Below are 21,125 nucleotides of genomic sequence, written 5' to 3'. Positions count from 1 at the left end.
GCTTTGGATGGCGAAGGAAGGAATTGTTGCGACGCGTCCTGCCCCGCGGGGGGCCGGCGGCCGTCCCACACGCGAAGCGGCGGTGCGGCGTGATGCGCGCCTGCTCGACGTCGCGACAAAGCTGTTCATGGAGCGAGGTTTTGATTGCACGTCGATCGATGCGGTCGCGGAAACGGCCGGCGTGAGCAAGCCGACCGTCTATGCGCGTTATCATGACAAGCGCGATCTGTTCACGGCGGTCCTGCGCGCCACGATTCAACGCTGTCTCGCTCCGCTATCGGCCGCGGCCGAGGCCGCGATGCTCAGCCCCAAGGGCATCGAAACGACGCTGCACGATCTTAGCCGGCACGTGCTGGCCCACGCTTTGACGCCTGAGGTGATTATGCTGCGGCGAACGCTTGCGGCGCAGGCGGTGCAGTTTCCGGAGCTGGCAAAGCTCGCCTATGAAGAGGGTTGGCTGCGCGCGGTTCGGGCCATCGCCATCCTGCTTGAGCAGTTCGCCGCCCGCGGTCAGATCAGGATAGCCGACCCCACCATCGCAGCCGACCTGTTCCTCAGCCTTGTGCTGAGTACCTCCGAGCGCCAGATTCTCCACGGTATCGCAATCCGCTCGAAGATTCAGGAGCAGCGGAGAGAAGCTGCCGTCAATCTCTTCCTGGATGGCGTGAGAGCTCGCTGAGGTCCGCCTGCATCCAGCTTTGCGCGGACGCGTGAACGTTAGCGCACGACGCTTCGCCACGATCACTGCTGGTCTCGCCTTTCACTGCAACGTGGCTGATCTTCGGTAGCGAAGGCCATTCTGTAGGAAATCGTCCGATGGCGGCGCCTTCGCCCAGAAATCACCGGTTCTGGCCTTGTCATATCCGTATTGATAAAGCGAACGCATATAGCCCGTATCAAAACCGAACGAGCCTGGCGAGGGAATATCTTTGTCGACGTAAGTCAGATTGAATCCGAAGTTGTTGCGGCGGGCGAAGTCATAAGTCTCGTAGAGCACCGAACGGATTTGCGTTTTCGTGACGGAAGCAGAAGCGCGCGCCGCGATGTCGATGGTACTGTTCGGCACCAGCTGAAAGTCCCGCTCGACCTTATCGTTTACCAGGACGTAGATGTTCATGCGCAGACCCCTGGCGAACGCTCCGTTTCGCAACAGGAACGCTTCCGGCAACGTCAGGACCGGCGCCGTCACGCCGCCATCCACATGCATCTCCTGGAAGCGATGTCCGTTCGCTTCCGCCTCGATCAACATCGGCGGGAAAACCACCGGGATACTTGCGGACGCGGCCAGGACATCCCTGAACAAATCCAGCGCCTGGGCGGATCCGATCCTGGCGATGCGACCCATATCCCAGATCACCGTTCGCTGCGTATCGAGATTGGTCGTCACGATGAGAAGCCTTCTGCCCTTGGCGTCTTCGGCCGCGATGGCCGCAAGCATGTCCTGGCCGACATATCGGGCTACGAGCTCGCGCAGGTGCGTATTTCCAAACAGGCCGGATCCGAAAAGAGCGTGCACGATGTTTGGCGTATTGAGCAGGCTTTCAGCGATGCCGCTGGTATAAATGTCCCTCAACGTGGCATCGTAGGCAGGGCCGAGAAATGCAAATGGTGCGATCAGAGCGCCCGTGCTCACGCCCGAGACGACTGAAAATTCAGGACGCGTCCCCGCTGCGGTCCAGCCATTCAGCACACCCGCACCGTAGGCGCCATCGGCGCCGCCTCCCGACAAGGCAAGATAGCTGAGAGGCCCGGAGCGAGAACTCAGATTTGTTTTGAGAAATGTCGATGCCGGCTCGTCAGCATATCTGCGCAGTTCGCCAAGATCCAACACCGTCGAGGATGCCGCATCGGACACGGTGTACGGTGTGCGCGGAAGCGAACTGCAGCCGGCAAGCATGATCATTGCGGCCAGAATGGCGAATGGCAGCACCAACGGCCGACGAAAACAACGCATGACGATTACCTGCTCCGCTCAACGACGCGGCTTTGCCGTGAAGGCCGCCCGCACATCTGGAAAATTTATTCGATGCCGGATTGTCCCAAGGTGCCAATGCCGGATCGCTCCACTTTCTCCAGGTAGTCACGGTGAATGGCCTGGATACGTCTTCGTCCGTCGAACTTGACCCGCCAACTGCTCGGGGATCCCTGTCCGACGATAAGGCCCTGGCGATCACCGTATCTGGGGTGACGCGCACGTCCCCATGCACTCATTCGGACCCGATCGCCGGGCGCGAGCGACGGCGTCGCTTCCGCTGGATCGTCGGCTCCCGAATTGGGACCACCCGATTCCCGCGTTAGTTCCACACCGCCGGTTTCGTATTTCGTCATCCACCATGGTCCTTGTCAGCTTCCCGGATTTGGATTATGTAAACGATACAGTGTGGTTTTTATTTTAACCAGCGGTATAAGCACCGTTCGTAAAGTTGGTCTTAAAGTGCGGGGGTTACGGTCGGCCATTGCCAAGCCCGGGCGCTTGCAACGCCGCAGCCGTCACGGCGGTCAATCACGCGTTCAACAACAGCTCCGTGCTGCAGGCATGGAGTCCGTGGACCGCGAGCGGACGCGCGGCGCTCGACCAGGTCGTGCAGATGCAGGCTTCCATCATCAGCTATATCGACGATTTCAAACTGATGATGGTTCTCTCGCTTGCCGCGGTACCTCTGGTGTTGCTGCTTCGCCGGTCAGCCGCGTCGGCAGGAAACGACCATGCGATGGTGATGGAATGAACGGCATGTCGCCCCCTCCATGGTGAAATCTAAGGAAATGAACACGATGCACAAATTCTTGGTGGCGCTCTTCCTGTTGTCTGTCCCGATTCCGACTGGCGCGCTTGCCCATGGCGGCACGGACCAGGAGGAGAAGGCGTGCATGCGCGACGTCCAGCGTTTCTGCCGCAAACTGATGGATCAGGGCGACTTTACCATTCTGGCTTGCCTCAAGGAAAATCGTCAAAAGTTGACTTCCGCGTGCCGCTACGTGCTGGTCAGCCACGGGCAATAAAAAGACGTGGATGCTCGGGACAAGCCCGGGCATGACGGCTGATAGGACGGATCGCGAACCTAGCCGCCATTCAACGCAGCAATCATCCAGCGCGTCATGTCGTCCGAGCCGAGAAAATCCCGCGCGACCCGCTGAACGCCGGCCGCGGATCCCTTGCCCTGCACAACCGCCACCATGAGGTCGCAGCGTCGCGACAAAGCGAAACCAACGGCGGTATGCGTCGAGCCATCGGGCATCGTGAGATCGTAGCCCCGCGCTCGTCCGGACATGCCGCCGATCCGGATCACCTCACCCGCCTCGAGCGGAACGAAGCGTTGGCTCATCAGATCGAGATCGGCGACGCGGTCGACCTCGTCATCATCAGCGACGCCGCTGTCACAATTGCAGAAGCCGATCTTCGGCCGCGCGTAAAGTTCGACTTCTTCGCCGCATGACTCCGCGCCGCAATGAAATGCACGGCCCGCCGGCCAGCCATCGCGCGGAAACGGCCACGCGATCTCACGCCAGGCGGTTCCGTGGATACCCTCGCCTTGGGGCGGCCGCACTTTTTGATAAGCCGCAACGCCCGACACCGCGCCAAACGCTAAAGCCGCAATCAGGATGGCGGGCCAACGGCGCATGGCTCAAGGCCCTCAGGGCAGACCCGCGGCGGCGCGCGCATCACCAGTGAGCTCGAGGATGTGCAAGCCGGTATTGGCGCGGTCGACGATATAGATGTAGCCGCGGTCGTCGGTCTCGACATTGTTGGTCTGGATCGCGACCTTGCAGCGGTCCTTGCCGTCGATGGTGACGCAGCGTTTGTCGGTGGCCGCTGTGATCGACGGAATGAAATAGCCGACTTCCTTGGGGTGATAGGGATCGCGAATGTCGAGCGCGCGGACGCCGGCATTGAAGAAGGCGATGAACGCCATCTTCTTGTAGTAGACCGGCGCCATGCTTTCGTTGGAAGAATGCGAGCCGAACCGCCCACCGCGTTCGCAGAACGAGCCGCTCGCTTCCGGCACCGTGTAGCTCGAAATCATCATCGGCCGGGTCTCGGTCGTGACGTCGGCAAACCACACCATTTGCCTCGGCTCGCCGCATTCATTCTGGATCGCCTCATCGACGATCATCACGATGTCGCGGGTCTTGCCGTCCTTGTCCTTGGCGAATTCGGCGATCGGCATGTTCAGCATCGGAAACGTGGTGTGGGCGCCGTTGAAGGCCGACATCGGCATCCGCGATATCTCCGGAAAACGAAGGTTGTCCGGCGTCGGCTCCTTCGGCCCATTGATCAGCTTGTCGCGATCAACGATCTGCAGGAAGCCGCCCTTGTCGGTGCCGTAGCCGAAATAGATCCGGTTGCCCTTGGGCCCGGTCGAGATCATGCCGTGCAGTTCGGTCGGCACCGCGCCGGTCGAGCCGGGCTCCTGGCCGGGCAGGCCGAAATCGCGGATTTTGACCGGATGCGCGGGATCGCTGAGGTCATAGACCTGCGTCATGCGGCGCGTGCGCCAATCAGGTGCACCCGACACCAGATAGGCGATGCCGGTGTCACATTCCCAAAAATTCTTGTGGGTGTCCTTCAAGCCCTCGCCAATATGGGTCACCAGAACAGGATTGGCGGGATCGGCGACATTCCAGATCTCATGCCCTTCGCTGCCAACCGCGCGCAGCATATAGACCGCATTGGGATCACCTTTCGGCAGGGTCTTGCCATCGCAAACGCGCACCATCTGCGCACCGCCCGACTCATATTTTCCTTCCTGTCCGGGAATGTGATGCAGATATTTGGGATGGGCGGGATCGGTGACATCGACGATCGAGGTGCCGTTCGGCTCGGCCTTGCCCGTCATCGGATTGACCGGATCGGGAATATCGTCGGTGCCGCCGTGATGGCCGATATAGGCGATCCAGCGGTCGCCCTGATGATGGATGGTCGGCTGATAGGCGCTGCGCGCCTGCAGATCATTGCCGCCGACCAGCTTCATGTTCGACGCTTCCGGCGGCGCGCCGATCACCTGTTGCTGCGCCTGCGCATGCCCGCAACACGTGACGAAAACCATTGAGAAAAAAGCGATCAGGAAGCCCCGGCACTTCATCTTCTTCCACCCCACTGTTCAAAGCCAATCTTCGTTGGCTGGCCGCGACGATACCCATGTCCGCCCCGGTTGCAAACACACGCTCTTGACATGCAACCATTTGGTTGCCTATTATCCCTCTCATGGAATCTTGCCATGGATGAGGTCTTCAAAGCGCTGGCCGATGCATCGCGACGGTCGCTGCTGGACAGGCTTCATCTCAAGAACGGACAGACGCTGAACGAACTTTGCGACGGCCTCGCCATGACACGGCAGGCCGTCACCAAGCATCTCGGGATTCTCGAAGAGGCCAATCTCGTCACCACGTTCAAGCATGGCCGCGAGAAGCTGCATTACCTCAACCCGGTGCCGATCCATCAGATCGGCGAGCGGTGGATCAAGAAATTCGAGCGCGGCAAGCTCACCGCACTCAGCGAATTGAAACGGCAACTGGAGAAGCGTGATGAGTAAACCGGAATTCGTCTATGTCACCTACATCGAGACATCGGCCGAGAAACTCTGGCAAGCCCTCACCGACGGCGACTTCACCGAGCGCTATTGGTTCGGCTATCGCGTTGCCTCGGACTGGAAGCCCGGATCGCCTTATCACTTCGCCAGGCAAGGCGCTGATAGTGTCGAGGGCCACGTGCTCGAACTCGATCCGCCGAAACGGCTTGTCTATAGCTGGAACCCATGTTCGCCCGAGGCGAAGCGCGAGCGCGTATCCCGCGTCACCTTCGACCTGGAGCCGCGCGGCAAAATCGTCAAATTGACGGTGACGCACGACAATCTGGAAGAAGGCGGCAAGACGCTGCGCGATATCTCCGGCGGCTGGCCGATGGTTTTGGCGAGCCTGAAGAGCCTGCTCGAGACCGGGCACGCCTTGATGCTCGATCCTCCGACGGCTGCCGCCAGGGAGAAGGCCGATGCGTAAGCCTGAATTCATCTACGTCACCTATATCGAGACCTCGCCTGAAAAATTGTGGGAGGCGCTGACCAATGGCGACTTCACCGAACGTTACTGGTTCGGTGTACGGTTGCGGTCGGACTGGAAGGTCGGTTCGGCATTCGAGATGGTGCGAAGCGACGGCACCGTTTCCGATGCCGGCAAAGTTGTCGAGTACGACCCGCCGCGACGGCTGGCTTACACGTTCGTGAATTTGTCGGACGAGTACAGAGGCGAACTTCCCGCGCTTGCGACGTTCGTGATCGAGCCCTATGGCAAGCTCGTCAAGCTGACGCTGACGCATGAAGGTTTTGCCGAAGACAGTAAATTCTTATTGGGAATCTCCAAGGGATGGCCCGCCATTCTGTCGGGTCTCAAGAGCATCCTGGAAACAGGAAAGCCGCTTGATATTCCCTACGCTGCGATGAAATCCGAAAGCTGAGGGTTGCGATGAATATCGACAGCTTCAAGCCGATGACCGTCTATGTCATCTACATCGCCGCCACGCCCGAGAAGGTGTGGGAGGCGCTGACGTCGGCGGAGTTCAGCCGGAAATATTTTTTCGGCAACGCGGTCGGGGTTGATCTGAAGATCGGCGGCGCGTACGTCGTCCGCGCGCCGGATGGTTCGCTGCACATCAGCGGTCAGGTGATCGAATGCGATCCACCGCGCAAGCTCACGATCACCTTTAACGTCAACTGGCCGGCGCTGATCGAAAAGCTCGGGCCGACACTTGTGACTTACGAAATCGAGCAGGCTGGCAACGCCGTGAAGCTGACGATGACCGAAGCGCATGACCGGCCGATCGACGACGACATTCTCTCCGGCGGCCGTCAGGGCTGGCCCGCGATCCTCTCCAGCCTGAAGAGCCTGCTGGAAACCGGCGAGGCGCTAGTGATCAAGATGGAGCCGCCAGCGCGGATGCTGGAGGCGCTGAAGAAATTGGGGATCGGGACGCCGTAATTATCGCTCTCGTCGTCCCGATCGTCATTCCGGGGCGCGCGTCAGCGCGAACCCGGAATCTCGCGCCACAATCTCCGAATTCCGGATCTGCGCTTCGCGCATCCCGGAATGACAGCGCTGCGCGCTTATCACCCCAGCGCCCGCAACTCACGCCGCAATACCTTGCCGGTCGCGGTCAGCGGCAGGGACTCCGCAAACTGCACGAAGCGCGGATATTCGTGGGCGGCGAGTTGCACCTTCACAAAATCCTGGATCTCGCGCGCCAGCGCATCGCTGGGCGCAAAGCCCGGACGCAGCACGATCCACGCCTTGATCGATTCGGTGCGGATCGGATCCGGAATTCCGACTACTGCCGACATCGCCACCGCCGGATGCTTCATCAGCGTGTGTTCGATCTCCGACGGCCCGACGCGGTAGCCGGCCGTGGTGATCACGTCGTCCTCGCGGCTGACATACCAGAAATAGCCGTCCTCATCCTGGATGCCGAGATCGCCGGTGAGCAGAAATTCACCGGCATATTTCTTCGCCGTCGCTTCCGCGTTGCGCCAATATTCGATCATGGTGCACGGGTTCGGCTGCCGCACGCCGATGATGCCGCGTTCACCGCGCGGCAATTCCTCGCCCTTCTCGTTGATGATCCGCACGTCGAAGCCGGGCGTCGCCTTGCCCATGGAGCCGGGTCTGATCGGAAACAGATTCGAATTGCTGCCGACCACGAGATTGCATTCGGTTTGCCCAAACACCTCGTGGGCATCGATGCCGAAGGTGGCGCGCACCCAGTCCAGCAATTCGCCGCCCAGCGATTCACCGCCGGTGAAGATGCTGCGCAGTTTGACGCCCGCGTGCGTGACGTTGGCCTGCCGCATCAGTTTCAGCGCGGTCGGCGGCAGGAACACGTTGCGAATGCCGTAATCGGCCATCATCTGCATCGCCGCTTGCGGTTCGAACTTGCGGGCGCGGTGACCGACGATCGGCACGCCGTGATACCAGGCCGCAAGAAGCGCGTTGATGAGGCCGCCGATCCAGGCCCAGTCCGCCGGCGTCCACATCAGATCGCCGGGCTTGGGCAGGAAATCGTGGCACATCTCGACATTGGGCAGATGGCCGAGCACCACGCGATGCGCGTGCAGCGCGCCCTTCGGGTTACCGGTCGTGCCCGAGGTGTAGATGATCAGCGCCGGATCCTCGGCCGACGTATCGACCGTGGCAAATTCCGCCGACGCCGCCTTGAGCGAGGACCAGAACGGCTTGGTGCCGGTGGGCACACGCTCGCCGATGACATAGATATTCCTGAGATCCGGAAGCCGGTCGCGGATTTTTGCCAGCTTCTCCCAGCCGCTCTCATCGGTGACGATGGCCCTGGCGCCGGAATTCGACAGCCGAAACTCCAGCGCGTCCTCGCCGAACAGGGCAAACAGCGGAATCGACACCAGGCCGGAACGGAACGCCGCCATGTGCGCGATCGGCAACTCCAGCGATTGCGACAGAAACACCGCGACGCGGTCGCCGCGCGCAAGACCATCGGCTTTCAGCACATTGGCAAAGCGGCGGGAAAAGTCACTGACCTCATCGAACGACGTGCGGGTCGCAGCGCCGTCTTCATCGACATAGATCAGCGCCAGCCGGTTGGAACCATCGGCGTGACAGTCGCAGCACGCAGTTGCGATGTTGAAGCGCGCCGGAATATCCCAGCGAAAGCCGCGATAGAGTTCGTCGTAGGTTGCAGCTTCGGTGAGCATGTCGTGAGATTAGCGCATCGCCGTCACGGTACAAATCCTCTCCCCCCTGGGAGAGGGTGGCGCAATCGCGCGAAGCGGGATTGAGGCGGGTGAGGGGTTCGCGCGATACGGATGGACCTTACCCCTCACCCGCCTCGCTCGGCCCCCTCTCCCACAAGGGGAGAGGGAAGAACCACAAAACTCACCCCGCCAGTGCGGCCTTCACCAAGCCGCTGGCCTTGCCGAAATCCATTTGCCCGGCATATTTCGCCTTCAGCGCACCGATCACCTTGCCCATGTCCTTGATGCCGGCGGCGTTGGTCTCGGCGATGACAGCCGATATCGCCGCCTGCACGTCGGCCTCCGACATCTGCTTCGGCAGATAGGCTGAAATGATCGCGATCTCCTCGCGCTCCTGCGCGGCCAGTTCGGCGCGGCCGCCCTTGTCATAGAGCTCGACGGATTCCTGGCGCTGCTTGATCATCTTCTGCAGCACGCCCAGGAGGTCGCCGTCGCTGAGCGGCGGCTTGCCCTGGCCGCGTGCATCGATGTCGGCATTCTTGATGGTCGAATTGACCATGCGCAGCGTGGAAAGCTTGCGCTCCGCCTTTGCCTTCATCGCTTCCTTGACCGCATTGTTGATGTCGTCGCGCAGCATTTTTCTGTCCTCTGTGCAGTCCTCAAACCGCTTCAAACACCTGATCTAGGCCGTTCGCGCCATCGAAACAACATTAGTTCTGGTTTCCTAGCCATTCGACCAGGACCTCGGTCGTCACCTCCGGCTTCTCGGGCTGCGGGCAATGGCCGCAATCGGGCAGGATGACCAGCTTCGCGCCTTCGATACCCTCGGCCATTTCCTTCGACAGGCTATTGGGGATCAGCATGTCCTGATCGCCCGTCAGCACCAGGGTCGGACATTTGATCGCCGCCATGGTCGGCTGCGAATCCGCCCGCGCCATGATCGCGGTCTGATGATTGATGAAGCCCGCCACCCCGACATCATCGGCCATGTCGTGGAAGAGCGTTCGCAAGGCCGGTTCATGGACGCGCGCGGGATGCACCAGGAGCGGGAGCATTTCGTCGACGATGTCGTGCAGGCCGCCATCGCGGGCACGCGCCATCAGCGCGCGGCGCCTGGCGCTGGCTTCACTGGCGTCCGGCCGCGCCTGGGTGTTGATCAGCGCCAGCTTCGCCACCCGCTCCGGCGCCTGCCGCATGATCTCGAACGCGATGTAACCGCCCATCGAGTGCCCGGCCAACGCAAAGCGCGGCGGCGCTTCGGCCAAAATCCGCCGCGCAATCGCGCCCATAGTGTCGTCGCGGATATGGTTAGCGACCGTCACCGGCCCGAACCGCCACAGCAGCGGCATCACCGGCGCGTAGATTCGCGCCGAACAGGTCAGGCCCGGAACGAGCAAAATCGGCATCGCATGGTCCATGCTCGGCTTCCTTAATTGGGAGAATGGGTGAAAATCGGCTGATTGCGGGAACCGCAGATTAAAAACCTCTTCCCGCCTGTCAAATATGCGCATTTGGCGTGTGAATCGGCGGCTTTAAGGCTTTGACGCGCGCGCATGCGACGATTATGTAATGCGCTCATGACAACATCTGGAAACGACGCCGCTTGGCCGGACCACAAGCCGACCGCGCTCCTTGTGCTGGCCGATGGCACCGTGCTGGAAGGCTTCGGCCTCGGCGCGGAAGGCCACGCCGTCGGCGAGGTCTGCTTCAACACCGCGATGACCGGGTATGAGGAGATCCTCACCGATCCCTCCTATGCCGGCCAGCTCATCACCTTCACCTTCCCGCATATCGGTAACGTCGGCACCAACGACGAAGATATCGAGACGGTGAACATGGCGGCAACGCCGGGCGCGCGCGGCGTGATCCTGCGCAGCGCCATCACCGATCCCTCGAATTACCGCGCCACGCGGCATCTCGACCTGTGGCTGAAGGCGCGCGGCATCATCGGCCTTTCCGGCATCGATACCCGCGCGCTGACCGCGCTGATCCGCAGCAAGGGCATGCCCAATGCCGTGATCGCGCACGCCAAGGACGGTCAATTCGATCTGCACGGCTTGAAGGAAGAAGCCCGCGAATGGCCCGGCCTCGAGGGCATGGACCTGGTGCCGATGGTGACATCAGGCCAGCGCTTCACCTGGGACGAAACGCCGTGGGCGTGGGAAAAAGGTTTCGGCCGTCAGACCGAGCCTGAATTCAACGTCGTCGCCATTGACTACGGCATCAAGCGCAACATCCTGCGGTTGCTCTCAGGCGAAGGCTGCAAGATTACCGTGGTGCCGGCGACCACCTCGGCCGAAGATATCCTGGCGATGAAGCCGGACGGCGTGTTCCTGTCCAACGGCCCCGGTGATCCCGCCGAGACCGGCAAATACGCGGTGCCGGTGATCCGCAAGGTGATCGATTCGGGTACGCCAACCTTTGGTATTTGCCTCGGCCACCAGATGCTGGGCCTCGCCGTCGGCGCCAAGACCAAAAAGATGCATCAGGGCCATCACGGCGCCAATCATCCGGTCAAGGACGAGACTACCGGCAAGGTGGAGATCACCTCGATGAACCACGGCTTTGCCGTGGATCAGGCGACCTTGCCGAAAGGCGCGACGCAAACCCATATCTCGCTGTTCGACGGCTCCAATTGCGGCATCCAGCTCGACGGCAAGCCGGTATTCTCGGTGCAGTATCACCCTGAAGCATCGCCCGGCCCGCGCGACTCGCATTACCTGTTCAAGCGGTTTGCGGAGCTGATGCGGGCGAAGAAGAGCGCGTAGCGACCCGTCCTGCCATCATTGCGAGCCCACGGGTCGCGCGAATGCGCGCCCGATGACAGGCTCCGCGAAGCAATCCAAATATCTGTCCAGAGAAAGACTGGATCGCTTCGTCGCTTCGCTCCTCGCAATGACGAGGTTCTCTTGTTAGCGCTGGCTATCTGCGCGCCGTTTAATATGATGTCCGTCATCATACGTAGGAATTCTGGCATGCCCGATCACGCTTCCCGTAATACCGAACATGGCGTCGTTCCGACCGAGATCATGGCCTCGATGGCGGGCATTGATTTCGTCCGCGCCATCTTCTCCGGCCAATTGCCGGAGCCGCCGATCATGCAGAACGTCGGGCCGTTCGATTGCACGGCCGAGCCTGGCGCCGTCGTCATCCACAGCATCCCGGGCGAGCGGCACTACAATCCGATCGGCTCGGTGCATGGCGGCTACGCCGCGATCCTTTTGGATTCCGCGATGGGGCTCGCGGTCCATTCCATGCTGCCGGCCGGCACCGGCTACACCACGCTCGAATTCAAGATCAGTTTCATCCGGGGCATGACCAAGGATACCGGAACCATCCGCACCGAAGGCCATACGCTCAATGTCGGCCGCCGCGCCGCGACCGCCGAAGCGCGCATTACCGACGCCAAGGGCCGCCTGCTGGCGCATGCCACCACCACCTGCCTCATTTTCGAGTTTCCCAACGAAACGAAAAAGGGAACGTGAGCCGCTGACGCCGGTTTGATCTACGCGTTATCCTGACGCACAGGAGAAACCACCGCAGGAGATAATCATGCCGGTTGTCAGCGCCGACGTCGAACCGTTCGCCGTTGTCTTTGCGGACGATGGCCTTGTTCCCAATAATCCGATGCCGTTTCTGGTCTACAAGGGTGTAGTTCCCGTCGAGAACGATCATCCCGAGAAAACCATCGAGGGACTGTTCGGCGCCAATGGCTGGGGCGATATGTGGCGCAACGGCGTCTACGACTATCTGCATTACCATGCCACCGTGCACGAAGCGCTCGGCGTCGCCCGCGGCCACGCGCGCGTGCGCTTCGGCGGCGACCACGGCAAGGAATTTGAGATTTCCGCCGGCGACGTCGCCATCCTGCCCGCCGGCACCGGGCACCAATGCCTGTCCGCCAGCGGCGATTTCTGCGTGATCGGCGCTTACCCGCCCGGACCCAAAATGCAGATCACGCGCCCGACGCCTGAAAATCACACAAAGGCGCTGAAGACCATTCCGGAAGTAAAGCTGCCGCGCACCGATCCGGTGATGGGAGAAAGCGGCCCACTGGTGACGCTATGGAAGAAGCATGGCGGCAGCAAGCGGTAGGGTGGGCAAAGCGAAGCGTGCCCACCATCTGCACGGCAGCTATTTCCGCATCGCGTTGTGAACGGTGGGCACGGCGCCAAAGAGCGCCTTTGCCCACCCTGCGATCCATCCGCCAGATTGAGTCGTCGGCAAGCAACGGATTGCTTCGTCGCTGTCGCGGCTTGCAATAACGAGGCGACGGCTCCTGGCCTCGTTGTCGCGCTTAAGCCTCGTTGCCGCCTTCCTGGCGGCTGGCTTCGAACAGGAACCAGGTGCGGCGCTCGGTCTCGTCGATGAAGGTCTCGAGCAATCCGGCGGTGCCGGAATCCTTGTTGTCGTCGGCGAGTTCGTGGGCCTTTCGCATCGCCGCCGCCACGTGCTTGTTGTCTTCCATCAGCTCGCGCAACATTTCGCGCGGCGGGACATATTCCTCATTGTTGTCCTTGATGGTCTGGTGTTTCCCGATTTGCCCGATCGAGCGCAACGTGGTGCCGCCGAGCTTGCGCACCCGCTCAGCCAGCTGATCGGTGGTGGCGAAAATCGCATCGGACTGCTCGTCGAGCATGATGTGATAATCGTGGAAATGCCGGCCGCTGACATGCCAGTGGAAATTCTTGGTCTTCACGTAAAGCGCGAAGGCGTCGGCCAGCAGCGTGTTGAGCGAGGCCGAAAGCTTGTCCACCGCAGCGCGCGGCAGGTCGGTCGGGGTGTCGAGTTCGGGCGAGGTTTTGTCAGACTTGGCTTTGCTCACGATGAACCTTCCTGTTAGGAACCGGAACCTGGCGGCAATTACGGCTCGCCGGATCATCTAACGCGCCATATACCCTCCGGTTCCTGGACCGGAACCCCTGTTTTTACCGGACACCTGTGACGATGGACGACTGGATCGATTATTACGATTCCACGCATACGATTTATGCGAGCAAGCTGCACCGCGATCTGCATTTCCAGCTGATCGCCAGAGATATCATTGGCTACATCTCCTCTCCGGACGCAGTGGTGCTCGATTATGCCTGCGGCGAGGCGCTGTCCGCGGCGAAGGTCGCGGAGGCCTGCGGCAAGCTGTATCTGGTCGAGCCGGCGCCGGGCGTCCGCGGCCGGCTGGTCGCGCGGTTTGCGCCCAACACCAAGATCAGGGTGCGTTCGCTGGAAGAGCTGCGCAACATGGAGGAGAAGTCGGTCGATCTCGCGGTCATGAACTCGGTCGCTCAATATATGACGCCGGCCGAACTCGACTCCGCATTTGTGATCCTGCGGCGGCTGTTGAAACCGACCGGCCGTTTGATCGTGGGCGATATTCTGCGTCCGGAAGTCGGCATGCCGCGCGACGTGCTGGCACTGCTGCGCTTCGCGGCGACCCATGGCTTTCTGCGCGACGCCCTGATCGGCCTGATCAGCACGGCGCTGTCGGATTACCGGCAATTGCGCACGCGGGTCGGCCTGCAGCGCTACAGCGAAGACGAGATGATCGCCAAGCTCGCCGCATGCGGATTTACCGCGTCGCGGGCGCATTCGAATATCGGCCACAATCCGTGGCGGATGACGTTCGTGGCGCGCCATGCATTTTACCCGCGGGATTAACCCAAAGGTTAGGGTTAATGCGGGCTAGACGTGGCTCATCGCGGCGTGATCGGCGATGATGGGCATGGCCCGGTGGCGGAAAGCGTCGACGCGGGAGCAGTGCATCGCTCTTTATCCTGGTTCAAATCCAGGCCGGGCCTCCAACTTTCGTCGGCGCAACCGCGATCGCGGAATCAGCCCGCGCCAACCGTCTCGACATCGGGAATTTGCAGCCGCTTGGCGTCGCGCGCGGCGGATTTGATCACCGCGTCCAACAGGCCCGGAAAGCGCGCATCGAGATCCTCGCGGCGCAGCTTCATCAGCCGGTTGGTGCCGACGATCCGGGTCAGCATCAGGCCCGACTCGCGCAGCTTGGCGAAATGGTAGGCGAGATTGGACTTGCCGCTCAGCGCATTGAAGTCGCCGCAGCACAATTCGGTCGCGGCACGCTCGTGCTGGGCCAGGGTATAGACAATCGCCAGCCTGGTGGGATCGCTCAGGCAATCCAGCACCATCGGCAGGTCGATCTGGTCACGGGTCGGATGCTGGAGGGAGCGACTCATGGGGGCAGTCATACCAATCGGGCTTTGCGCTTGCAATGTTCAATAGTTATTGAACCAATTGACATCCGTTCGCTGATGCACAATAGTTCAATGATTATTGAACTTGAGGGCGATGGCAATGAGCGTCTTGTGGCTGGCCGTAGCGGCATTCGCGATCGGCACGGAAGCTTTTGTCATCGCAGGGTTATTGCCGGTCATTGCGTCCGACCTGCAGATTTCCCTGGCGGCGACGGGGCAACTCGTGACCGCCTACGCCCTGACCTATGCGGTCGGTTCTCCGATCCTTGCGGTGACGTTCAATAATCTGGACCGACGGACCGTGCTGACCTTGGCGCTGTGCTGTTTCATCGCCGGCAACCTGCTGGCGGTGCTGGCAGGCAGTTTCGCCGTGCTGCTGGCGTCCCGGATGCTGATGGCGGTGGGCGCCGGCCTGTGCATGCCGACGGCGCTTGCGGTGGCGGTGGCGATCGCTTCGCCAGAACGCCGTGGCCGCGCCATTGCGCTGGTGACCTCAGGCATGACCATCGCGACCGTGCTTGGGGTACCCTTGGGAACCTGGATCGGCAATCATTACGGCTGGCGGGCGACCTTTATCCTGGTGGCAGGATTGGGCGCCATCGCGCTCGCCGGGCTGCTGTTCGGATTGCCGCGGGGCCTGCCGCGCAACACGGCGACGCTTGGCCAGCGGCTCGCGGTCGCCCGGCACAGTGCAGTATTGCGTGCGCTTTTAATCACTTCGTTCTGGGCCATGGGCGGCCTTACCGTTTTCAGCTATCTGGCAATCCCCCTGCATAATCTACGGTTTAGCCCGACGGAAATCAGCCTCGCGTTGCTCATCTTCGGCGTCGCCGCGGCGATCGGCAACATGCTGGGCGGCACATTGGCCGACCGCATCGGTCCTGTCCCCACCGCGACGTTGGGCCTGGTTACGATGATGATGGCGCTGATCCTGCAGTCGATCGCACTGAAATTCGCGCCGCCGGAATACGCCCGACCGGCCGTGCTCGGTCTGATATTTTTCTGGGGCATCGGCGGATGGGCGTTTTACACCGGCCAAGTGGCTCATCTGGTGCACATCGAGCCACATGCTTCGATGATCGCGTTGTCGCTGAACGCCTCCGCCATGTATCTCGGGTTCGCCGCCGGCGGCGCGCTGGGTGGGATCGTCCTCACGGCGCTTTCGCCAACCGACCTTGGCTGGGTCGGCGGCAGCAGCGTCGCCACGGCGCTCGCGATGGTCCTGCTTCGGGGACGGCGGGCGCAGCTCAAAACTGCATAAAATGCCGGTTGATTGCGGCCTTAAAGCTCTTTCGCGACTGCGAAATCTGTTCTAAAGACCACCCGCGCGCGAGGGTGACCCGCGCCAGCGCATGATCCGCCGAGGTGTAGGCGGTTGGCGTTGAGATCATGCGCTCCTATATTACGAAAGAGAGCACGATCTCACGCAAAACCGGCTACCACTTTTGCTGATCGCGCTCTCGGCTCGAGGGACGCGCGGCATGCGCGCCCTTTTTTTGTGCCCAATTCCCTGCCCGTGAGAGTGAATGCCGAAAAGAACCGACATCTCCACCATCCTGATCATCGGCGCCGGTCCCATCGTGATCGGCCAGGCCTGCGAATTCGATTATTCGGGTACGCAGGCGGTCAAGACGCTGAAGGAAGAGGGCTACCGCATCGTCCTCGTCAATTCCAATCCGGCAACCATCATGACCGATCCGGAATTGGCTGATGCGACCTATATCGAGCCGATTACGCCCGAGATCGTCGCCAAGATCATCGAGAAGGAACGTTACGTCATTCCCGGCGGCTTTGCGCTGTTGCCGACCATGGGCGGGCAGACCGCGCTGAACTGCGCGCTGTCGCTGCGCCGGCAGGGAACGCTGGCCAAGTTCGACATCGAGATGATCGGCGCCACGGCCGACGCCATCGACAAGGCAGAGGATCGCGGCCGGTTCCGCGAGGCCATGACCAAGATCGGGCTGGAGACGCCGCGCTCGATCCAGATCAAGAATCTGCCCGACGCGTTGCGCGCGCTTGACGATATCGGCCTGCCCGCGATCATCCGGCCGTCTTTCACGATGGGCGGCACCGGCGGCGGTATCGCCTACACCAAACATGAATTCATCGAGATCGTCGAACGCGGTATCGACGCCTCCCCCACCGACGAAGTCCTGATCGAGGAATCCGTTCTCGGCTGGAAAGAGTTCGAGATGGAGGTGGTGCGCGACAAAAAAGACAATTGCATCATCATCTGCTCGATCGAGAACCTCGATCCGATGGGCGTCCATACCGGCGACTCCATCACCGTGGCGCCGGCGCTGACGCTGACCGACAAGGAATACCAGATCATGCGCGACGCCTCGCTGGCGGTGCTGCGCGAGATCGGGGTGGAAACCGGCGGCTCCAACGTGCAGTTCGGCGTCAACCCGGCCGACGGCCGCATGGTCGTGATCGAGATGAATCCGCGGGTGTCGCGTTCATCTGCGCTTGCTTCAAAGGCGACCGGCTTTCCGATTGCAAAAGTCGCCGCCAAGCTCGCGGTCGGCTACACGCTCGACGAGATCGCCAACGACATCACCGGCGGCGCGACCCCGGCGTCGTTCGAGCCGACCATCGATTATGTCGTCACCAAGATTCCGCGCTTTGCGTTCGAGAAATTTCCCGGCGCCTCGACCACGCTGACCACTTCGATGAAGTCGGTCGGCGAAGTGATGGCGATCGGCCGTACCTTCCAGGAAAGCCTGCAGAAGGCCTTGCGCGGGCTCGAAACCGGATTGACCGGGCTTGACGAAATCGAGATCGAAGGCCTCGGCCGCGGCGACGACAAGAATGCGATCCGCGCCGCATTGGGCACGCCGACGCCCAACCGTATCCTGCAGGTGGCGCAGGCGATGCGGCTCGGCTGGTCGAACGAGGAGATCTTCACCTCCTGCAAGATCGATCCGTGGTTTCTGGCGGAAATGCGCGGCATCGTCGAGATGGAGGCCAAGATCAAGAAAAGCGGCCTGCCCGGAAACGCCTTCGGCATGCGCAGCCTGAAGGCGATGGGCTTCTCGGACGCGCGGCTGGCGGTGCTGGCCGAGACCACCGAGGCCGACATCACCGCGAAGCGCCACGCGCTCGGGGTTCGCCCCGCGTTCAAGCGCATCGACACCTGTGCCGCGGAGTTCGCCTCGCCCACCGCCTATATGTATTCGACCTATGAGACGCCGTTCGCAGGCCATCTCGCCGACGAGAGCGCGCCGTCGGACAAAAAGAAGGTCATCATTCTCGGCGGCGGACCCAACCGGATCGGCCAGGGCATCGAATTCGACTATTGCTGCTGTCACGCCTGCTTTGCGCTGCACGATGCCGGTTACGAGACCATCATGATCAACTGCAATCCGGAAACGGTGTCGACCGACTACGACACCGCCGACCGATTGTATTTCGAGCCACTCACGGCCGAAGACGTGCTGGAGATCATCGCCACCGAACGCAAGAACGGCACCCTGCACGGCGTGATCGTGCAGTTCGGCGGTCAGACGCCGCTCAAGCTCGCGCATGCGCTGGAAGCCGCCGACGTGCCGATCCTCGGCACCTCGCCCGACGCCATCGATCTGGCCGAAGACCGCGACCGCTTCAAACGCGTGCTCGACAAATTGCGGCTGAAGCAACCCAAGAACGGCATCGCCTATTCGGTCGAGCAGGCACGGCTGGTGGCGGCGGATCTCGGCCTGCCGCTGGTGGTGCGTCCGTCCTACGTGCTGGGCGGCCGCGCCATGCAGATCATCCGCGAAGAAACCCAGCTCAGCGATTATCTGCTCGGCACGCTGCCCGAACTGGTGCCCGGCGACGTCAAGGCGCGCTACCCCAACGACAAGACCGGACAGATCAATACCGTGCTCGGCAAGAACCCGCTGCTGTTCGACCGCTATCTCTCCGATGCGACCGAAATCGATGTCGACTGCCTGAGCGACGGCAAGGATACGTTTGTCGTCGGCATCATGGAGCACATCGAGGAAGCCGGCATTCACTCCGGCGATTCCGCTTGCTCGCTGCCGCCGCATTCGCTGGACGCGCAGATGATTGCCGAACTCGAGCGGCAGACCCGCGAACTGGCGCTTGGCCTCGACGTGATCGGCTTGATGAACGTGCAATACGCGATCAAGGACGGCGATATCTACGTGCTCGAAGTCAATCCGCGGGCCTCGCGCACCGTGCCCTTCGTGGCCAAGGTGGTCGGCACGCCCGTCGCCAAGATCGCAGCCCGGGTCATGGCCGGCGAAAAGCTCGCCGACTTCAATCTGAAGAAACGCAAGCTCGGCCATGTCGGCGTCAAGGAATCGGTATTTCCGTTCGCGCGTTTCCCGGGCGTCGACACCGTGCTCGGCCCCGAGATGCGATCGACCGGCGAGGTGATGGGCATCGACGGCTCGTTCGAAGTCGCCTTCGCCAAGAGCCAGCTCGGCGGCGGCACCCGGGTGCCGCGCAAGGGAACGGTGTTCGTCTCGGTACGCGAGATCGACAAGGTCCGGATCGTCGATGCGGTGCGGCTGCTGTACTCGCTCGGCTTCAAGGTATTGGCGACCTCGGGCACGCAACGTTTCCTGACCGATAGCGGTGTACCGACCGAAAAAGTGAACAAAGTGCTGGAAGGGCGGCCACATATCGTCGACGCCATCACAAACGGCGAAATCCAGCTGGTTTTCAACACCACGGAAGGACCCCAGGCGCTGGCTGACAGCCGTTCGTTGCGGCGAGCTGCCCTCTTGCATAAAGTGCCATATTACACCACTCTTTCGGGCGCCGTGGCGGCCGCACAGGGCATCCGCGCCTATTTGGGCGGGGACCTTGAGGTCCGCACCCTGCAGAGTTACTTTTCCGAAACCTGATCACCCGGCCGGGTCGTACCCCGGCTTAAGTGATTGGCGATAAAGCCGACATGGCCGGAACCACTCCGCCATGCGGCTGTTCTGTTTCGGCGCTTGGCCGTGCTGGAAATGAGAGGGTCCGGTGCCGCATTGTGAGGCTCGGAAAACCTGATCGAAGAAGAAGCATGTCGTGTGTGCCGCCTCCTGGCCCGCGCGATCGAAGGACAAGAGAAATGATGGAAAAGGTTCCAATGACCGCGAGCGGCTACGCCGCGCTCGAGGTTGAATTGAAGCAGCGTCAGTCGGTGGACCGTCCACGCATCATCGAGCATATCGCCGAGGCGCGCTCGCATGGCGATCTTTCGGAGAACGCGGAATATCATGCCGCGAAGGAAGAGCAGTCCCACAATGAGGGCCGCATCGCGGAGCTTGAGGACAAGCTGGCGCGCGCCGATGTCATCGACATCAGCAAGTTGTCCGGCGACACCATTAAATTCGGCGCAACTGTCACGCTTGTCGATGAAGACACCGAGAAGAAAGCGGTGTGGCAGATCGTTGGCGAGCCGGAAGCTGACGCCAAAAAGGGCCGCATCTCCATCACTTCGCCATTGGCGCGCGCGCTGATCGGCAAGAAGAAGGGAGCGTCGGTAGAAGTCGTGGCGCCCGGCGGGCCCAAGGCCTACGAGATCACCAAGGTCGAGTGGCGCTGAGATCGCATTTTTGAAATCGCTGGGGTTGCAAAGGGGCCGGAATCATTTTCCGGCCCTTTCATTTGGTGGGCGACGCGCAGCGGCGCGATGACGGACCGGCTTCGGCATTTCCGGCCGGTAGCCGTGGCAAATACTTCGTTCGCGGCATTATTCCTATGCTGCTTTGCGAAACGCTGCCGAATTTTGTCAGGACGATTGCTTTTCCTGAAGAGCGCGACACGATACGAATCGGACTTATCGGAATTTTGGGGGGAGCAATCATGAATGAAACAATGTCGGCGTGGACGCCGCGCGTCCTGAGCGTGCTGCGCATTATTACGGGGCTGATGATCATCCAGCATGGCATGGCCAAGATCATCGGCTTTCCGGTCTATCCGCCCTATGCCGCCGTCAAGCCGCTGTCTTTGATCGGCGCCGCCGGTTTCATCGAGCTGGTCGGCGGCGCGCTGCTGATCCTCGGCCTTTGGACGCAGCCCGTGGCCTTCATTCTCTCGGGCGAGATGGCCTTTGCCTATTTCATCGCGCACTTCCCGAAAGGCTTTCATCCCCTGCTCAATGGCGGCACGCTGGCGATCATGTACTGCTTCACCTGCCTTTATCTGTCGACCGCGGGCGCGGGACCGTGGAGCGTTGATGCGGCGATGAAAAAGGCTTGAG

At 61.5% G+C, this 21,125-nt stretch carries 24 protein-coding genes and 1 tRNA gene; 16 read left to right on the top strand and 9 right to left on the bottom strand.

What is annotated here, in order from left to right; all coding sequences use genetic code 11:
* Nucleotides 1-7 precede the first annotated feature (7 nt).
* Nucleotides 8-679 (top strand): TetR/AcrR family transcriptional regulator, encoded by a 672-nt coding sequence (locus BLV09_RS29915; RefSeq protein ID WP_100385757.1) that lies wholly within the window; start codon nucleotides 8-10, stop codon nucleotides 677-679.
* A gap of 81 nt (nucleotides 680-760) precedes the next feature.
* Here the strand turns inward: BLV09_RS29915 and BLV09_RS29910 are convergent, their stop codons facing one another.
* Nucleotides 761-1,954 carry a patatin-like phospholipase family protein gene (locus BLV09_RS29910; RefSeq protein ID WP_100385756.1) on the bottom strand — a complete coding sequence of 398 codons (1,194 nt, stop codon included), beginning with the start codon at nucleotides 1,952-1,954 and terminating at the stop codon, nucleotides 761-763.
* A 65-nt stretch (nucleotides 1,955-2,019) separates the two neighbouring features.
* Entirely contained in the window at nucleotides 2,020-2,328 is a 309-nt protein-coding gene (locus tag BLV09_RS38275; protein ID WP_244548848.1) for a hypothetical protein, read from the bottom strand.
* 128 nt (nucleotides 2,329-2,456) lie between these two features.
* On the opposite strand from BLV09_RS38275, the gene BLV09_RS29900 reads away from it, so the two are divergent.
* Nucleotides 2,457-2,726, top strand: coding sequence for a hypothetical protein (locus BLV09_RS29900; RefSeq protein WP_146689947.1), 270 nt, complete (start codon nucleotides 2,457-2,459; stop codon nucleotides 2,724-2,726).
* Between the two features lie 46 nt (nucleotides 2,727-2,772).
* Nucleotides 2,773-3,000 (top strand): hypothetical protein, encoded by a 228-nt coding sequence (locus BLV09_RS29895; RefSeq protein WP_146691364.1) that lies wholly within the window; start codon nucleotides 2,773-2,775, stop codon nucleotides 2,998-3,000.
* 59 nt (nucleotides 3,001-3,059) lie between these two features.
* On the opposite strand, the gene BLV09_RS29890 is transcribed toward BLV09_RS29895, so the two are convergent.
* Both BLV09_RS29890 and BLV09_RS29885 read right to left on the bottom strand, forming a co-directional pair.
* Nucleotides 3,060-3,620 carry a hypothetical protein gene (locus tag BLV09_RS29890; RefSeq protein WP_146689946.1) on the bottom strand — a complete coding sequence of 187 codons (561 nt, stop codon included), beginning with the start codon at nucleotides 3,618-3,620 and terminating at the stop codon, nucleotides 3,060-3,062.
* 12 nt (nucleotides 3,621-3,632) lie between these two features.
* Nucleotides 3,633-5,045 (bottom strand): LVIVD repeat-containing protein, encoded by a 1,413-nt coding sequence (locus BLV09_RS29885; RefSeq protein ID WP_146691363.1) that lies wholly within the window; start codon nucleotides 5,043-5,045, stop codon nucleotides 3,633-3,635.
* 171 nt (nucleotides 5,046-5,216) lie between these two features.
* Between BLV09_RS29885 and BLV09_RS29880 the strand changes: the two genes are divergently transcribed.
* From BLV09_RS29880 to BLV09_RS29865, 4 genes are read left to right on the top strand one after another with little or no spacing between them, the layout of a single operon-like run.
* The gene (locus tag BLV09_RS29880; protein WP_100385753.1) at nucleotides 5,217-5,531 is read left to right on the top strand and encodes an ArsR/SmtB family transcription factor; all 315 of its coding nucleotides are present in this window, start codon (nucleotides 5,217-5,219) and stop codon (nucleotides 5,529-5,531) included.
* The gene (locus BLV09_RS29875; RefSeq protein ID WP_146689945.1) at nucleotides 5,524-5,994 is read left to right on the top strand and encodes an SRPBCC family protein; all 471 of its coding nucleotides are present in this window, start codon (nucleotides 5,524-5,526) and stop codon (nucleotides 5,992-5,994) included. Before BLV09_RS29880 ends, BLV09_RS29875 begins: the two co-directional genes overlap by 8 nt.
* Nucleotides 5,987-6,448, top strand: coding sequence for an SRPBCC family protein (locus BLV09_RS29870; RefSeq protein ID WP_146689944.1), 462 nt, complete (start codon nucleotides 5,987-5,989; stop codon nucleotides 6,446-6,448). Before BLV09_RS29875 ends, BLV09_RS29870 begins: the two co-directional genes overlap by 8 nt.
* An 8-nt stretch (nucleotides 6,449-6,456) precedes the next feature.
* On the top strand, nucleotides 6,457-6,969 hold the full coding sequence (locus BLV09_RS29865; RefSeq protein WP_146689943.1) for an SRPBCC family protein: 513 nt from the start codon (nucleotides 6,457-6,459) through the stop codon (nucleotides 6,967-6,969).
* Nucleotides 6,970-7,097: 128 nt separating this feature from the next.
* On the opposite strand, the gene BLV09_RS29860 is transcribed toward BLV09_RS29865, so the two are convergent.
* The 3 genes from BLV09_RS29860 to BLV09_RS29850 all read right to left on the bottom strand — a co-directional run bounded on the left by BLV09_RS29860 (nucleotide 7,098) and on the right by BLV09_RS29850 (nucleotide 10,126).
* Complete coding sequence (locus BLV09_RS29860) at nucleotides 7,098-8,708, bottom strand: acyl-CoA synthetase (protein WP_146689942.1); 1,611 nt, start codon at nucleotides 8,706-8,708, stop codon at nucleotides 7,098-7,100.
* Nucleotides 8,709-8,889: 181 nt separating this feature from the next.
* Entirely contained in the window at nucleotides 8,890-9,345 is a 456-nt protein-coding gene (locus BLV09_RS29855; protein ID WP_146689941.1) for a GatB/YqeY domain-containing protein, read from the bottom strand.
* 73 nt (nucleotides 9,346-9,418) lie between these two features.
* Complete coding sequence (locus BLV09_RS29850) at nucleotides 9,419-10,126, bottom strand: alpha/beta fold hydrolase (protein ID WP_146689940.1); 708 nt, start codon at nucleotides 10,124-10,126, stop codon at nucleotides 9,419-9,421.
* A 159-nt stretch (nucleotides 10,127-10,285) separates the two neighbouring features.
* Between BLV09_RS29850 and carA the strand changes: the two genes are divergently transcribed.
* The 3 genes from carA (at nucleotide 10,286) to BLV09_RS29835 (ending at nucleotide 12,803) form a co-directional block, all read left to right on the top strand.
* Entirely contained in the window at nucleotides 10,286-11,476 is a 1,191-nt protein-coding gene (gene carA, locus BLV09_RS29845) for a glutamine-hydrolyzing carbamoyl-phosphate synthase small subunit (RefSeq protein WP_100385746.1), read from the top strand.
* 207 nt (nucleotides 11,477-11,683) lie between these two features.
* On the top strand, nucleotides 11,684-12,193 hold the full coding sequence (locus BLV09_RS29840) for a PaaI family thioesterase (RefSeq protein ID WP_146689939.1): 510 nt from the start codon (nucleotides 11,684-11,686) through the stop codon (nucleotides 12,191-12,193).
* 67 nt (nucleotides 12,194-12,260) lie between these two features.
* Nucleotides 12,261-12,803: a hypothetical protein gene (locus BLV09_RS29835; RefSeq protein ID WP_146689938.1), complete on the top strand. Its 543-nt coding sequence runs from the start codon at nucleotides 12,261-12,263 to the stop codon at nucleotides 12,801-12,803.
* Between the two features lie 202 nt (nucleotides 12,804-13,005).
* Here BLV09_RS29835 and BLV09_RS29830 read toward each other — a convergent pair whose 3' ends face one another.
* Nucleotides 13,006-13,533, bottom strand: a complete 528-nt coding sequence (locus BLV09_RS29830; RefSeq protein WP_100387447.1) for a Dps family protein — start codon at nucleotides 13,531-13,533, stop codon at nucleotides 13,006-13,008.
* Nucleotides 13,534-13,655: 122 nt separating this feature from the next.
* Between BLV09_RS29830 and BLV09_RS29825 the strand changes: the two genes are divergently transcribed.
* Both BLV09_RS29825 and BLV09_RS37515 read left to right on the top strand, forming a co-directional pair.
* On the top strand, nucleotides 13,656-14,363 hold the full coding sequence (locus tag BLV09_RS29825) for a class I SAM-dependent methyltransferase (protein ID WP_100385743.1): 708 nt from the start codon (nucleotides 13,656-13,658) through the stop codon (nucleotides 14,361-14,363).
* Between the two features lie 66 nt (nucleotides 14,364-14,429).
* Nucleotides 14,430-14,506, top strand: a tRNA-Ala gene (locus tag BLV09_RS37515).
* A 30-nt stretch (nucleotides 14,507-14,536) separates the two neighbouring features.
* On the opposite strand, the gene BLV09_RS29820 is transcribed toward BLV09_RS37515, so the two are convergent.
* Nucleotides 14,537-14,905, bottom strand: coding sequence for an ArsR/SmtB family transcription factor (locus BLV09_RS29820; protein WP_146689937.1), 369 nt, complete (start codon nucleotides 14,903-14,905; stop codon nucleotides 14,537-14,539).
* Nucleotides 14,906-15,023: 118 nt separating this feature from the next.
* On the opposite strand from BLV09_RS29820, the gene BLV09_RS29815 reads away from it, so the two are divergent.
* The 4 genes from BLV09_RS29815 to BLV09_RS29800 all read left to right on the top strand — a co-directional run bounded on the left by BLV09_RS29815 (nucleotide 15,024) and on the right by BLV09_RS29800 (nucleotide 21,124).
* The gene (locus tag BLV09_RS29815) at nucleotides 15,024-16,184 is read left to right on the top strand and encodes an MFS transporter (RefSeq protein ID WP_146689936.1); all 1,161 of its coding nucleotides are present in this window, start codon (nucleotides 15,024-15,026) and stop codon (nucleotides 16,182-16,184) included.
* A gap of 265 nt (nucleotides 16,185-16,449) precedes the next feature.
* On the top strand, nucleotides 16,450-19,779 hold the full coding sequence (gene carB / locus BLV09_RS29810; protein ID WP_100385740.1) for a carbamoyl-phosphate synthase large subunit: 3,330 nt from the start codon (nucleotides 16,450-16,452) through the stop codon (nucleotides 19,777-19,779).
* Between the two features lie 215 nt (nucleotides 19,780-19,994).
* The gene (gene greA / locus BLV09_RS29805) at nucleotides 19,995-20,468 is read left to right on the top strand and encodes a transcription elongation factor GreA (protein WP_174556618.1); all 474 of its coding nucleotides are present in this window, start codon (nucleotides 19,995-19,997) and stop codon (nucleotides 20,466-20,468) included.
* 260 nt (nucleotides 20,469-20,728) lie between these two features.
* A complete protein-coding gene (locus tag BLV09_RS29800) occupies nucleotides 20,729-21,124 on the top strand; it encodes a DoxX family protein (protein WP_146689935.1) in 396 nt (131 codons plus the stop codon).
* Nucleotide 21,125: the final 1 nt, after the last annotated feature.

Source organism: Bradyrhizobium canariense, from assembly GCF_900105125.1.
Taxonomy (GTDB): domain Bacteria; phylum Pseudomonadota; class Alphaproteobacteria; order Rhizobiales; family Xanthobacteraceae; genus Bradyrhizobium; species Bradyrhizobium canariense_A.
The sequence above is the reverse complement of the archived record's forward strand: the minus strand, read 5'-3'. Positions and strand labels throughout refer to the sequence as shown.